We start from the raw sequence: 15,490 nt of genomic DNA on the forward strand, positions 1-15,490 counted from the left end.
TTCTCCATGGCCGACGCGAACAACCGGGCGCCGCGGAAGAAGGTGGCGATCGTCGGGATGGGCTGCCGCCTGCCCGGCGGCGCCTCGGACCACCGCACGTTCTGGCGGAATCTGGCGGAGGGCAGGGACTGCATCACGCCCACGCCGCCCGACCGGTACGACGTCTCCACGCTCGGCAGCCGGTTCCGGGAGAAGCCGGGCCGCCTCGTCGGCGGCCGCGGCGGATACATCGACGGCTTCGACGAGTTCGACCCGGCGTTCTTCGGCATCAGCCCGCGCGAGGCCGACCACATGGACCCGCAGCAGCGCAAGCTCCTGGAAGTGGCCTGGGAGGCCCTGGAGGACGGCGGCCAGCGACCCGCCGACCTCGCCGGCGGCAAGGTCGGCGTCTACGTCGGCGCGTTCACCCTGGACTACAAGATCCTCCAGTTCGCGGACCTGGGCTTCACCTCGCTGGCCGCGCACACCGCGACCGGGACCATGATGACCATGGTGTCGAACCGCATCTCGTACTGCTTCGACTTCCGCGGCCCCAGCCTCTCGATCGACACCGCGTGCAGCTCCTCCCTGGTGGCCGTGCACCTGGCGTGCCAGGCGCTCGACAGCGGCGAGAGCGACCTCGCGCTGGCCGGCGGCACCCTGCTGCACATGGCCCCGCAGTACACCATCGCGGAGACCAAGGGCGGCTTCCTGTCGCCCCAGGGCCGCTCCCGCACCTTCGACGCCGCCGCCGACGGGTACGTGCGGGCCGAAGGCGTCGGCCTCGTCGCCCTGAAGCGGCTGGAGGACGCCGTCCGCGACGGCGACCGCGTCCACGCGGTCATCCTCGGCAGCGGAGTCAACCAGGACGGCCACACCAACGGGATCACCGTGCCCAACCCCGACGCCCAGGTCGACCTCGTCCGACAGGTCTGCGCCGAGGCGGGCATCACCCCCGGCGCGCTCCAGTACATGGAGGCGCACGGCACCTCGACACCGGTCGGCGACCCCATCGAGGCGGCCGCCCTGGCCCGCGCCCTGGCCATCGGGCGCGCCCCCGGCGCCCGCGCCTACGTCGGCTCGGTGAAGGCCAACATCGGGCACACCGAGTCCGCCGCCGGGATCGCCGGGCTGATCAAGACCGTCCTGTGCCTCGAACACCGGCAGATCCCGCCCCACATCAACCTGGAGCGCCTCAACCCCGCCATCGACCCGGAGACCCTGCCGTACGAGATCCCCACCCGGCTCACCGCCTGGCCCGCCCACGAGGGCCCCGCCCGCGCCGGGGTGAACTCCTTCGGATTCGGCGGCACCAACGCCCACGTCGTACTGGAGGAGGCCCCGCCGAGCGAGCCGGAGACCGGTGCGGCGCCGCCGGCCGAGCGGGGCTGGAGCATCCTGCCGCTCAGCGCGCGGCGGCCGGACGCCCTCACCGCCATGGCGACCGGCATCCGCGGCGAACTGGCCGGCCGCGAAGGGCCGGCGGCAGCCCTCGCCGACCTCGGGCACACCCTGGCGCACCGCCGCCAGCACCTCCCCGAACGGCTCTCCGTCGTCTACACCACCCGCGCCTCCCTCGACGAGGCCCTGGCCGCCCACGAGCGCGGCGAGCCCCACCCCCGCGTCCGCCAGGGCCGCGCACGCGAGGCCGGGGAGCGGCGCACGGTCTGGGTGTTCACCGGCATGGGCCCCCAGTGGTGGGGGATGGGCCGCCAACTGCTGCGCGACGAGCCCGTGTTCCGCGACGCGGTCCTCCAGTGCGACCGCGCCCTCGCCGAGTTCGCCGACTGGTCCCTGATCGAGGAGATGTCCGCCGACGAGTCCGTCTCCCGGATGGACGAGACCTGGCTCGCCCAGCCCGCGAACTTCGCCGTGCAGATCGGACTGGCCGCGCTCTGGCGGTCCTACGGGATGCGCCCGGACGCCGTGGTCGGGCACAGCACCGGCGAGATCGCCGCGTTCCACGAAGCGGGGGTCTACTCCCTGCGGGACGCCGCCCGCGTCGCGGTGCACCGCAGCCGCCTCCAGCAGACCCTGGCCGGTACGGGCGCCATGCTCGCGGTGAGCCTGTCGGAGGACGAGGCCGAGCGCCGGGTGCGCCCCCACCGGGACCGGGTGTCGATCGCCGCCGTCAACAGCCCCACCTCGGTCACACTGGCGGGGGAGGAGGCGGCCCTGGCCCTGCTCGCCGACGAGCTGCGCGCCGAAGGGCGGTTCGCCAAGTTCCTCACCGTGCAGGTCCCGTACCACAGCGTCGTCATGGACCGGATCAAGGACGAACTGCTCGCGGAGCTGGCCCCCCTGGAGCCGCGCCCCGCCCGACTGCCGCTCCACCTCACGGGTGTGGAGGGGACCGCTGCGGGCGAGGAGCTGGACGCCGCCTACTGGTGGAAGAACGTCCGCGACCGGGTGCGCTTCCGGGCGGCCGTCGAGCGCATAGCCGACGCGGGCCACCACGTCTTCCTGGAGATCGGGCCGCACCCGGTCCTCGGCCACGCGATCCGCGAATGCCTCGACGCCACCGGGGCGACCGGCCTCACCCTGCCCTCGATCCGCCGCGGGGAGAACGAGACCGAGTGCTTCGCCGCCTCCCTCGCCTCCCTCCACAACCTGGGCGCCCCCGTCGACTGGGACGTCCTCCAGCCGGCCGGACGCCCGGTCACCCTGCCCCGCCACCCCTTCCGGCGCGACCGGCACTGGACGGAGCCCGCCCCGGTCGCCCAGGTCCGCCTCGGCCACCGCGACCACCCGCTCCTCGGCCGCCGAACCGACCGAACCGAGCCGACCTGGCAGGCCCGCCTGGACACCGAGGCCCTGCCGTACCTCGCCGACCACCGCATCCAGGACACGGTCGTCTTCCCGGCCGCGGGCTACGTGGAGATGGCCGCCCAGGCCGTCCTGCGGCTCACCGGGGGCGCCACCGCCGTCCTCGCCGACATCGACCTGCGCAAGGCGCTGTTCCTGCCGGACGGCGAGGACCGGACCGTCGAGGTCTCCCTGTCCCTGGAGGACGCCGCCTTCACCATCGCCTCCGCGACCCCCGGCGAGGAGGAGCGGGCCGTCCACGCGAGCGGCGTCGTCCGGGCCGGACAGCGCCGCAGGACCGGCCCGCCGCTGGACGCCGCCGCGCTCCGCGCCCGCGCCGACCGGCGACTCGACGGCCCCGACTGCTACACCGCGCTCGCCGCCCTCGGCTACCACTACGGACCCGCCTTCCAGGCGCTGGAGGAGGTCTGGGTCGGCGCGGGGGAAGTCCTCGCCCGTGTCCGGCCGCCGCGGGCGATCGGGGACGACGCCGCCCGCCACCACCTCCACCCCGTCCTCCTCGACGCCTGCTTCCAGGCCCTGCTGACCCCGCAGATCCTCGTCGGACCGGCCCCCGGCGCGGGCATCAGGCTGCCGCTCTCCCTCGACGAGGTCGCCCTGGAACCCGTCGGGGACCAGGCCTTCTGGGTCCATGCCACCCTGCTCCCCGCGGAGGCCGGCACCACCCTCGGCGACATCGCCCTGTACGCCGACGACGGCGCCCCGCTGGGCCGCGTCCGCGGCTTCCGCGCCGCCGACGTGGAGAAGGCGGCGACCGCGGTCGCCCGGACCACGATCGACTCCTGGCTCGTGGAGCCGGTGTGGACCGACTGCCCGCCCTCGGCCGCGGCGGACGCCGACGTCCCGCCGCACGCCGCCGAGGAGGGCCCGCGGCCCGCGCCCGAGAGAAGCGGGGACGCCTCGCAGCCCCCGTCCGGCGACGGCGACGGCGCCGGTCCCGCCGAAGCCGCGCGGGACCACGGCTGGCTCGTCCTCGCGGACGACGGGGGCGTCGCGGACGCCTTCGCCGCGCTCGCCTCGGCCCGCGGCGAACGGTGCCGGATGGTGCGCCGCGGCCCCGCGTACACCGGCTCCGGGGACGGCGACGCGTTCACCGTCGACCCCGCCTCCGACACCGACCTCGCGCGCCTCCTCGCCGACGTGGACCGTCCGGACGGACCGTTCCGGGGGGCCGTCCTGCACCTGTGGAACCTCGACGCGCCCATCCTCGCCGACTGTGACCGGGCCGCCCTCGCGGACCGCGCCGGCACGGGCGCGTACTCCCTGATCGCTCTCGCCCGGACCCTGCTCGCCCGGCCCGGCGGCGGCCGGCTGCACGTGGTCACCCGCGGCGCCCAGCCCGCCCGGCCCGGCGAGGCCGTCGAACCCCTCGGAGCCCCCGCCTGGGGCATCGGCCGCGTACTGCGCCACCAGGAACTCACCCACTACCGGGGCAAGTTGATCGACCTCGACCCCGAACGGCGACCGGGCCCCGACGGAGACCGGGCGGAGGCCGAAGCACTCCTGCGCGAGGTGCTGAGCGACGACGAGGAGGAGATCGCCCTGCGCGGCGGGGTGCGCCGCACCAGCCGCCTCCGCCCCGCCGAAGGGCTGGCCCGACCGCTGCCGCTGCGGCTCCGCGCCGACGGAAGCTACCTGGTCACCGGCGCGTTCGGCGCACTGGGACGGCTGCTGTGCCGCACGCTCGTCCGGCGCGGGGCCCGCCGCCTCATCCTGGTCGGCCGCACCCCCGTGCCGGACCGGGAGGAGTGGGACGGCCTCGACCCCGCCACCGCCCGGGGGCGCGCCGTGGGGCTGCTGCGGGAGCTGGAGGCGCTGGGCGCGCACCCCGTCTCGGCCACCCTCGACATCACCGACGAGGACGCCCTGACCGGCTGGCTCGCCGCCCACCGGCGCGGCGGCGCGCCACCCGTGCGCGGAGTCTTCCACCTCGCGGGCCAGGTCCGCGACACCCTCGTCCCCGAGCTGGACCGCCCGGTCTTCGACGCGGTCCACGACCCCAAGACCATCGGCGCGTACCTCCTCCACCGCCACCTGGCGGACGAACCCCTCGACCACTTCGTGCTGTTCGCCTCGGTCGCCTCGCTGCTGACCACGGCCGGCCAGACCAACTACGCCGCCGGCAACGCCTTCCTGGACGCGCTCGCCCACCACCGCCGCGCCCGCGGGCTGCCCGCGCTCAGCCTCGACTGGGGCCCCTGGGCGACCGGGATGATCGAGGAACTCGGCCTCGTCGACCACTACCTGTACAGCCGCGGCATGAGCTCGCTCTCCCCGGAGGCCGGCATGGCCGTCCTGGAGCGCGTCATCGGCCAGGACCACGCCCAACTGGTCGTCGCCACCGTCGTCGACTGGCCGACCTTCCTCGCCTGGTACCCGTCGCCGCCGCCGCTCGTCGCCGAGCTGGCCGCGGCCGCCGCCCCGCCCACCGACGCCACGTCGGGCAGCGGATTCCTCGACACCTTCCGCACCGCCGACCCCGAGGCGCGCCCCGCCCTGGTGGCCGAGCGGTTCGCGGCCCTCGCCGCGGCGGTGCTCCGCACCGGGACGGACCGCGTGGGCCCCGCCACCGGACTCGGCGAACTCGGACTCGACTCGCTGCTCGCCATGGAGCTGCGGGCCCGCGTCCACGCCGAACTCGGCGTCGCCCTGCCCGTGGTCGCCCTCCTCAGCGGCGCGTCGGCCGGAGAGCTGTCCGCCCAGCTCCACGACGGCCTCACCGCCCTGGCCGCCGCCGACGGCCCCGGCGGCGGCGCCGGAGCCGTCGAACTCCACCGGGACGAGCGGCAGTACCCGCTGACGCAGAACCAGAAGGCGCTCTGGTTCCTCAAGCACCTCAACCCGGACGGGTACGCGTACAACATCGGCGGGGCCGTCGAGGTGCACGTGGCGCTCGAACCGGACCTGATGTTCGAGGCCGTCCGCCGCCTCGTCGCCCGCCATCCGGCGCTGCGCACCAACTTCCTGATGGTGGACGGGCAGGCCGTGCAGCGGGTCTCCGAGGACGCCGAGCCCGACCTCGGCCTCTTCGACGTCCAGGGCGAGGAGTGGGAGGCCATCCACGCCACGATCGTCGCGGAGTACCGCAAGCCCTACGACCTCGCCCGCGACCCGCTGGTCCGCTTCCGCCTCTTCAAGCGCGGCCCCGACCGCTGGGTGATCATGAAGGCCGTCCACCACATCGTCTCCGACGCCATCTCCACGTTCACCTTCATCGAGGAGCTGTTCGCGGTCTACGAGGCGCTGCGGCAGGGCCGCGAGCCCCGCCTGTCCCCGGTCGGCGCCCGCTACCTCGACTTCCTCAACCAGCAGAACGCCTTCCTGGCCGGGCCCGAGGCCGCGGGGATGCTCGACTACTGGCGCTCCCACCTGCCGGCCGAGGTCCCCCTCCTGGACCTCCCCACCGACAAGCCGCGCCCGGCGGTCCAGACCCACAACGGGGCCTCGGAGTTCTTCGTCCTCGACGCCGACCTCAGCGCCCGTGTCCACGCCCTGGCCCGCGCGCACCAGGCCACCCCGTTCATGGTGCTGCTGAGCGCGTACCACCTCCTGCTGCACCGCTACTCGGGGCAGGACCACATCGTCGTCGGCAGTCCGGTGACCGGCCGCACCCGGCAGGACTTCTCCTCCGTCTACGGCTACTTCGTCAACCCGCTCCCGCTCCACGCGGACCTGTCCGGCGACCCGACCGTGGCCGAACTCCTGGAGCAGGTCCGCGCCGGCGTGCTCGGCGGCCTGGACAACCAGGAGTACCCCTTCGTCCTGCTCGTCGAGGAACTGGGCCTCCAGCACGACCCCAGCCGCTCGGCCGTCTTCCAGGCGATGTTCATCCTGCTCACCCACAAGGTGGCCACCGAGCAGTACGGCTACCGACTGGAGTACATCGAACTACCGGAGGAGGAGGGGCAGTTCGACATCACGCTGTCCGCCTACGAGGACGAGGCCGAGGGCCGCTTCCACTGCGTGTTCAAGTACAACACCGACCTCTTCCTCCCCGAGACCATGCGCCGCATGGCCGACCACTACACCCGGCTCCTGGACCGGATGACCCGCGCGCCCGGCGAACAGCAAGCCTCCCGGCTGGAGATGCTCGGCGAGGAGGAGCGGGAACGGCTCGTCGGCCGGTGGAGCCGACCGGCCCTGCCCGCCGCCGCGGCGGCCGAGGAAGCCGAGCCGGAGCCGTTCGTCCCGGTCCACGTCCGCGTCGCCCGCGTCGCCGCCGACCGCCCCGACGCGACCGCCGTGGTCCTGCCGGCCCTCCACGGCGAGCCGCACCGGCTGACCTACGGGGAGCTGGACCGGCGGGCCGCCGACACCGCCGCCCGGCTGCGCGCCCTCGGCGTCGGGGACGGCGCGGTGGTCGTGGTCCGCCTGGAGAAGTCCCTGGAGCTGGTCGTGGTGCTGCTCGCCGTGCTCAAGGCCGGCGCCGCCTACCTCCCCCTCCGCCCCGACCACCCCGCCGACCGGCTCGCGCACCTCCTGGAGGCCACCGGCGCACGGCTGGTCGTCACCGCCGACGACACCGGGCCGGCGGCGGGAGCCACGGCCGTCCCCGCGGTGAGCCTCGACGCGCTGGCGGCGACCGAGCCGCACCCCGGCGGCCCGTACGGGGAGGCGGGCCCGGACTCCGCGGCGTACGTCATCACCACCTCCGGCTCCACCGGCCGCCCCAAGGCCGTCCGCGTCAGCCACCGCAACCTCGCCTCCGCCTACGCCGCCTGGCGCTCGGAGTACCGGCTGGAGACCGACGTCCGCGTGCACCTCCAGATGGCCGAGCCCGCCTTCGACGTGTTCACCGGCGACCTCGTCCGCGCCCTGTGCTCGGGCGGCGCCCTGGTCCTGGTCGACCGCGACCTGCTCTTCGACACCCCGCGGCTCTACCGGACGATGCGCCGCGAGCGGGTGGACTGCGCGGAGTTCGTCCCCGCCGTGGTGCGCGGGCTGATGGACCACTGCGCACGGGAAGGGCTGCGGCTGGACTTCCTGCGGCTGCTGGTCGTCGGGTCCGACGCCTGGAGCGTGGCGGAGTACCGGCGCCTCGGCGAGCTGTGCGGCCCCGCGACCCGCCTGGTCAACTCCTACGGCCTCACCGAGGCCACCATCGACAGCGCCTTCTTCGAGGGCCCCGTCGACGACCTGGAACCCGGCCGGATGGTCCCGATCGGCCGCCCCCTGCCCAACAGCGCCCTCCACGTCCTCGACGCCCACGGCGAACCGGTCCCGCCGGGCGTGCCGGGCGAGCTGTGGATCGGCGGCGACGGCGTCGCCCTCGGCTACGCCGGCGACCCGGCCCAGACCGCCGAGCGCTTCGTCACCCGCACGCTCGGCCGGGGCGCGGACGCCCGGCCCGAACGGCTCTACCGCACCGGCGACGTCGCGCGCTGGGACGCCCGCGGCCGGGTGCACCTGCTCGGCCGGACCGACGGACAGGTCAAGCTGCGCGGCCACCGCGTCGAGATCGGCGAGATCGAGGCGCATCTCGCGCAGTGGCCCCCGCTCGCCCGCTCCGTGGTCGCCGTGCGCCCCGGCGCCGGGGGAGAGGCGGCCCTGTGCGCCTACTGCGTACCGGCGCCCGGTGCGGCGCTGGACGTCCGGGCGCTGCGCCGCCACCTCGCGCGCTCCCTGCCCACGTACATGATCCCGGCCCACTTCGTGGAGCTGTCCGCGCTGCCGCTGACGGCCAACGGCAAGGTCGACACCGCCGCGCTGCCCGACCCCCGGCCCGACGCGGCGGGCCGGCCCCACGAGGAGCCCGTGACGCTGTACGAGACCGGCGTCGCCCGCCACTGGAAGGCGCTGCTCGGGGTGGAACAGGTCGGCCTGGAGGACGACTTCTTCGAGCTCGGCGGCAGCTCGATCAAGCTCATCGAACTCCTCCACCACCTGCGCGCCGAATTCGGCGTCGGCGTCCCCGTCAGCCGGCTGTACCAGGTCACCACCCTGCACGGCATGGCCGCCGCGGTCCAGGACGTCCTGCACGGCACCGCCGCCGAGGACCTGCCCTGCCTGGAGTTCAACGCGGGCCAGGGCCCCGGCCTCTTCTGCTTCCCGCCGGCCGGCGGCCACGGCCTCGTCTACCGGGGCCTGGCCGCCCAGCTCCCCGACTACTCCGTCATCGGCTTCAACTACCTCCCCGGCGACGACAAGGTGGCCCGCTACGCCGATCTGATGGAGTCGGCCCGGCCCGACGGGCCGTACCTCCTCCTCGGCTACTCCCTGGGCGGCAACCTCGCCTTCGAGACCGCCAAGGAGCTGGAGCGGCGCGGCCGCCGCGTCGCCCACGTCGTCATCATCGACTCCCGCCGCCTCCTGGAGACCTTCGAACCGGACGAGGCCGGCACCGCCGCCTTCGAGGCCGAACTGGCCGACCACCTGCACAAGCACACCGGCTCGGAGGCCGTCGCCCGCGAGACGCTCCGCCACGCCGCCGAATACCTCGCCTTCTGCGGGCGCACCCCCAACACCGGCACGGTCGCCGCGGCCGTCAGCGTGATCACCGACGAGGAGAAGGCCGCCCTCTACGCGGCGGGGGAGCACGGCACCTGGCACGGCAGCTCCACCGGGACCACCGCCGTACTGCGCGGCTCCGGGGTCCACGCCGACATGCTCGACGCCAAGCACCTGCGCCGCAACGCCGAGCTGGTGCGCTCCGTCCTGACGGGAGGCGGGCACCATGGCGGATGACCGCGACGCCGACTGGACCGTCCGCGAGCGCGCCCCCGGCACACCGCCCCGCGTCATCGTCATCGGCGCCGGCATCGCCGGGCTCTCCACCGGCTGCTACGCGCAGATGAGCGGAGCGAGGACCCGCGTCTTCGAGAAGCACGTGCTGCCCGGCGGCTGCTGCACCGCCTGGTCGCGCGAGGGGTACCTCTTCGACTACTGCATCGAATGGCTCATCGGCACCGCGCCGGGCAACGACGCCCACCAGGTGTGGAGCGAGCTGGGCGCGCTCGACGGGAAGAGCGTCACCAACTTCGAGCTGTTCAACAAGGTCGAGGACGAGAGCGGCCGTTCGGTGTCGTTCTACACCGACCCGGACCGGCTGGAAGCCCACCTCCTGGAGGTCTCGCCCGCCGACGCCCGGCAGATCCGGTCCTTCACCCGCGACCTGCGGCGCTTCATCGACATCGACCTGTACCCCTTCCTGACCGCGCCCGCCCTGCGGACCGCGGCGGAGAGGGCGCGGACCCTGCGCACGGTGCTGCCCGCCTTCCGGCTGTTCTGGCGGACCGCCGCCACCCCGATGCACGCCTACGCCGACCGCTTCCAGGACCCCCTGCTGCGGCGGGCCTTCCGCAACATCTTCTTCCAGGACCCGGAGGGCTTCCCGCTGCTGCCCTACCTGTTCAACATGGCCGCCGCCCACCACGGCAACGCCGGCTTCCCGCAGGGCGGTTCGCTCGGCCTGGCCCGCTCCGTCGAGGAGCGCTACCGCGACCTGGGCGGCACGGTCGCCTACCGGGCCCGCGCCGAACGCGTCCTGGTAGAGGACGACCGCGCGATCGGCATCGAACTCCGCAACGGCAAGCGGTACTTCGCCGAGCACGTGGTCTCCGCCTGCGACGGCCACACCACCGTCTACGGGCTGCTCGGCGGCCGCTACACCGGCCCCCGGATCGACCGGCTCTACACCGACCTCCTCCACCGCCCCGGCACGCTCTTCCCCGCCGTCGTCTCCGCCTTCGTCGGCCTGCGCGGCGACTTCGGCGCCGACGAGGCCCACAGCACCACCCACCTCCTGGGCCCCGACGACGCGGCGCAGCTCCCCGGAGCCCTGCAGAACAGCCTCGTCGTCCAGGCCCGCTCCCGCTACTCCGACGGCTTCGCGCCCCCCGGCCACTCCGTCCTGCACTGCACCTACTTCAGTGACTTCGCCCACTGGAAGGAGCTGCGCGCCGCGGACCGCCGGGAGTACCGCCGCCGCAAACGCGAAGTGGCCGAGTTCGTCCGCGACTTCCTGGAGCGCCGCACCCCCGGCACCGCCGAGCGCATCGATCTCGTCGACATCGCCACGCCCGCCACGACCCACCGCTACACCGGCAACCTGAACGGCTCCATCCTCGCCTGGAAGGCGTTCTCGGAAGCCGACGACGTGGCCGCCCGGCTGGTCGGCCGGGACCGTATGCGGCTGCCCGGTCTGAGCGGCTTCTCCATGGCCGGGCAGTGGGTCGGCATGGGCGGCCTGATCCGCGCCGCGTCCACCGGCCGGTTCGCCGCCCAGTACCTCTGCCGGGAGCTGGGACTGGAGTTCCGGGCCTGGGAGAGCAAGGGCGCCGAACCGTGGCACATGGGGAAGCTGGGCCGCCTGCCCCAGCTCGACCGGTGGTCGGCACAGGAGGAGGACAGCCCATGAGCGAGCGGACGAGCGGACGGGGCGGACGGCCGCCCAGGGAGACGATGATCATCATCGGCGCGGGCCTGGGCGGGCTCTCCACCGGCTGCTACGCGCAGATGAACGGCTACCGCACCCGCGTCCTGGAGATGCACGAGCTGCCCGGCGGCTGCTGCACCGCCTGGGATCGCGGGGACTTCACCCTGGACCCCTGCGTGAGCTGGCTGCTGGGCAGCGGCCCCGGCAACGAGATGCACCAGATCTGGCTGGAGCTGGGCGCCCTCCAGGGCAAGGAGATCCGCCACTTCGACGTCTTCAACATCGTGCGCGGCAGGGACGGGCGCGCCGTCCACTTCTACTCCGACCCGGACCGGCTGGAAGCCCACCTCATCGAGCTGTCACCCGCCGACGCCCGGCTGATCCGGAGGTTCTGCGCCCAACTGCGCGGCTTCCGCAAGGCGCTGGCCGTCTACCCCTTCCTCAAACCCGTCGGCCTCATGGGCCGCCTGGAGCGCTGGCGGATGCTCGCCTCGTTCCTCCCGTACGTCAACGTCGTCCGCACCACGATCACGGTCCTGATGGCCGACTTCTCGGAGCGGTTCACCGACCCCCTCCTGCGCGAGGCCTTCAACTTCATCCTGTACGAGAAGCACCCGGCCTTCCCCCTCCTCCCCTTCCACTTCCAGCTCGCCTCGCACGCCAACCTCTCCGCCGGCGTCCCCGAGGGCGGCTCCCTGGGACTGGCCGAGTCGATCGAGGCCCGCTACCGGCGGCTCGGCGGGCAGGTCACGTACAACACGAAGGTCGAGACGGTGATCGTCGAGGACGACCGGGCGGTGGGCGTCCGGCTCAGCGACGGCGGCGAACTGCGCGCCGACATCGTGGTGTCCGCCTGCGACGGCCACACCACGGCCATGAAGTTCCTGGAGGGGCGGTACCTCGGCGAGGAGTACCGCAGGCTCTACACCCGCACCATCCACGAGCCGGGCATGGTCTTCCCCGGCTACTTCACCCTCTTCCTCGGCCTCTCCCGCCCCTTCCCCGAAGGGGACCCCTGCACGACGTACCTCCTGGACGCCGCCACCGCGGCCGAGCTGACCGGCATCCGCCACCCCAGCGTCAACGTCCAGTTCCGCAGCCGCCACTACCCCGAGCTGTCCCCGGAGGGGACCTGCGTCGTCTACGCCACCTACTTCTGCGACATCGCGCCCTGGCGCGCCCTGGACGAGGGCCCCGAGCAGCTCACCCGCACCCGCGGCGGCCAGGAGCTGCACACCCTGCCCGTACGGCACGGGCGCGGCTACTACGCGGCGAAACGACGCGCCCGCGAGGCGCTCGTCGACTTCCTGGAACAACGCCACCCCGGCCTGCGGGACGCGATCGTCGTCCGCGACGTCTCCAGCCCCCTCACCCAGGTCCGCTACACCGGCAACTACGACGGGACCGTGCTCGGCTGGCAGCCGTTCGTCGAGAGCGGCGAGACCCTCGAAGAGCTGATCAAGAAACACGGGCCGGGCTTCCCCGGACTGCGCGACTTCTACCAGTCGGGCGTCTGGGCCACCACCGGCGGGCTCATCCGTGCGGCGGCCGCCGGACGCCACGTCATGCAGTTCGTCTGCCGCGACGACGGCAGGCCCTTCACCGCCTCCGTCGACCTCACCGCACCGCCGCCGACCCACCGCGTCATCCCCGTGCCGGTGCGCCCCGCACCGCCGACCGCACCGCCGACAGAAAGGACGAGGAGAGAGCCATGAGGATCGCGCGATGGGTGGTCCGCGAACACGTCGAGGGCGTGCCCGACGTGGACCGCGTCTACGAGAAGGTCGTCGAGGACGTCGACGTGTCCCTCGCCCCCGACGAGATGCTGCTGCGCACGCTGTACGTCTCCGTCGACCCCTACCTCCAGGGCATCGCCCTCGACACCCCCCTCGGCGGGCACATGGGCGCGGACTCGATCATGCGCGTGGAGGAGGCCGGGCCGCTCGCCGCCCACCGCGTCGGCGACCTCGTCCAGGGCTTCGGCGGCTGGCGCTCCCACGTGGTCACCACCGGCGCGGCCGAACTCTGGCAGACCGGCACCTTCCCCATGGTCTTCCCGGCCTACCGCCGGCTCGACCCGCGGTGGTACGACGACGCGCTGCCCCTGCCGACCGCCCTCAGCGTGATGGGCGGCCCCGGCATGACCGCCTGGGGGACCCTGACCTCGTACCTGGAGGTCCGCCCCGGCGACACCTGCGTGGTCAGCGGGGCGTCCGGGGCGGTGGGGAGCCTGGTCGGCCAGTTGGCGGCGCGCGCCGGCGCCCGCGTCGTCGGCACCACCTCGTCCCCCGGCAAGGCGGACTACCTCACCGGGCTCGGCTTCGACGCCGTCGTCGTCTACCGCCAGGGCGACAGCGCCGACACCGTCAGCGAGGCGCTGCGCCAGGCCGCCCCCGACGGCGTCGACCGCTACTTCGACAACCTGGGCGGCGCCGTCACCGACGCCGTGTTCCCGATGCTCAACGTCGGCGCACGCGTGGCGGTCTGCTGGCAGTGGGCGACCCAGGTCGGCAACGAGCACACCGGGCCCCGGCTCCTGCCGTACATCATGTTCCCCAGGGCGACCGTCCGCGGGATCTTCTCCCTGGAGTGGTTCACCGAGGAGAACTGGCAGCGCCTCCACGCCGATCTGGGCGGGCGGGTCCGCCGGGGCGAAGTCGTCTGCGACCACACCCTGCACCACGGCTTCGACGCCATCCCCGCCGCCTATCGCGGCCTCTTCGACGACCGCGCGGCCAACCGCGGCAAGGTGCTCGTCCGCCTCTGAGCGCCCCTCGCCGCCCCGCCCCCGTCCGCCTCCGCCTCTGAGCGCCCCTCGCCGTCCGTCGTCCCGCCCGCCCAGGAGCCATGATGACCACCGCTGACGCCCCGCCCCCGCTGCACCGCCTCCCCTTCGACGCCCCCGGCCCGGGGGGGGGGGGGGGGGGGGGGGGGGGGGGGGGGGGGGGGGGGGGGGGGGGGGGGGGGGGGGGGGGGGGGGGGGGGGGTGGGACGTCTGAACACCCCCCCCCCCCCCCCCCCCCCCCCCCCCCCCCCCCCCCCCCCCCCCCCCCCCCCCCCCCCCCCCCCCCCCCCCCCCGGCCGGTGCCCCCGCCTGGCTGGTCAGCCGCTACGAGGACGTGCGCCAGGTGCTCTCCGACCCGCGGTTCGGGCGGGCCCGGCTCTACGCCCCCGACGCGCCGGCCCTGTCCGACGTCCCCGACCTGGTGAACAACCCCGACCTGCTGTTCAACCAGGACGGCGAGGGCCACCTGCGGCTGCGCCGCACCCTGCGCCGCGCCTTCACACCGAGGGCGGTCGCCCGGTGGCGGCCCTGGATCGCCCAGACCGTCGAGGAGCACCTGGACCGGCTGGCGGCCGGGGGGCGGGCGGCCGACATCGTCGCGGAGTTCACCCTGCCGCTCCCGGTGGCGGTGATCAGCCGGCTGATGGGCCTCGAATCCTCCGCCCGCGTACGGCTCCGGTACTGGAGCGAGCACGCCTTCTCGAACGGCTCCCACTCCGGCGAGGAGGTGGAGAGCGCCCTCGCGGAGTTCACCGCGTTCGGCGCCGAGCTCGTCGCGGAGCGCCGCCGCGCGCCGCGGGAGGACCTGGTCAGCAGCCTGGTCCTGGCCGCCGACGAGGAGGGCGGCCTCCCCGAGGCGCAGGTGACCAGCCTGGTGTGCGGGCTGGTCGTCGGGGGCCACGACAGCACGATGACCATGCTCGGCAACGCGCTGCTCTACCTCCTCGGCGAACGCCCCGAGACCTGGCCCCGCCTCGGCGCGGACGAGGAGGCCGCCGGGCGCGCCGCCGACCGGATCGTCCACCTGGTCCCGCTGGGCGACGACCGGGGGAGCACCCGCCACGCCGCCGTCGACGTCGAGGTCGGCGGGGTGGTGATCCCGGCCGGCGCGATCGTGCTGGCCGACTGCGGCATGGCCAACCGCGACCCGGACGTGTTCCCGCCCGCCACCCGCGAGGACCTGTTCGCGCCCCTGGAGGCCCCCACGCTCTCCTTCGGCGCGGGGCCCCACTACTGCCTCGGCGTCTGGCTGGCCCGCACGGAGCTGCAACTGGCCCTGCACCGCCTGGCCGCCCGCTTCCCGTCCCTGCGCCTGGCCGAGCCCGTGGAGGCGGTGACCTGGCGGACGGGGACGACGTCGCGCAGCCCCCGGCGGCTCGGCGTGGTCTGGTAGCCGGATGCGGCCGCGCGGGGCCCCGTTCGCCGGGGGCGCCGCGCCACGGGGTGTCGCGCGGCGGCGGGACGGGCCGGAGATCCCGCGGCCACGCGGCCGTCCCGCCCGGCCCCCCTGCCGGGAGGAGACGGGG

General features: G+C 74.5%; 5 protein-coding genes. All 5 read left to right on the forward strand.

The genetic code is table 11. The annotated features are described in order from the left end of the window. Positions 1-6 precede the first annotated feature (6 nt). The 5 genes from ACZ6EJ_RS00865 to ACZ6EJ_RS00885 all read left to right on the forward strand — a co-directional run bounded on the left by ACZ6EJ_RS00865 (position 7) and on the right by ACZ6EJ_RS00885 (position 15,357). Positions 7-9,489 carry a non-ribosomal peptide synthetase/type I polyketide synthase gene (locus ACZ6EJ_RS00865; RefSeq protein WP_469263475.1) on the forward strand — a complete coding sequence of 3,161 codons (9,483 nt, stop codon included), beginning with the start codon at positions 7-9 and terminating at the stop codon, positions 9,487-9,489. After that, positions 9,479-11,161 carry a phytoene desaturase family protein gene (locus ACZ6EJ_RS00870; protein WP_469263477.1) on the forward strand — a complete coding sequence of 561 codons (1,683 nt, stop codon included), beginning with the start codon at positions 9,479-9,481 and terminating at the stop codon, positions 11,159-11,161. The genes ACZ6EJ_RS00865 and ACZ6EJ_RS00870 overlap by 11 nt, the downstream gene beginning before the upstream one ends. After that, the gene (locus ACZ6EJ_RS00875; protein ID WP_469263479.1) at positions 11,158-12,894 is read left to right on the forward strand and encodes a phytoene desaturase family protein; all 1,737 of its coding nucleotides are present in this window, start codon (positions 11,158-11,160) and stop codon (positions 12,892-12,894) included. Before ACZ6EJ_RS00870 ends, ACZ6EJ_RS00875 begins: the two co-directional genes overlap by 4 nt. Further along, positions 12,891-13,946 carry an MDR family NADP-dependent oxidoreductase gene (locus ACZ6EJ_RS00880; protein ID WP_469263481.1) on the forward strand — a complete coding sequence of 352 codons (1,056 nt, stop codon included), beginning with the start codon at positions 12,891-12,893 and terminating at the stop codon, positions 13,944-13,946. Before ACZ6EJ_RS00875 ends, ACZ6EJ_RS00880 begins: the two co-directional genes overlap by 4 nt. A 361-nt stretch (positions 13,947-14,307) precedes the next feature. Then, on the forward strand, positions 14,308-15,357 hold the full coding sequence (locus tag ACZ6EJ_RS00885) for a cytochrome P450 (RefSeq protein ID WP_469263483.1): 1,050 nt from the start codon (positions 14,308-14,310) through the stop codon (positions 15,355-15,357). The last annotated feature ends 133 nt before the right edge of the window (positions 15,358-15,490 follow it).

The organism is Streptomyces sp. NPDC041970, assembly GCF_055588985.1.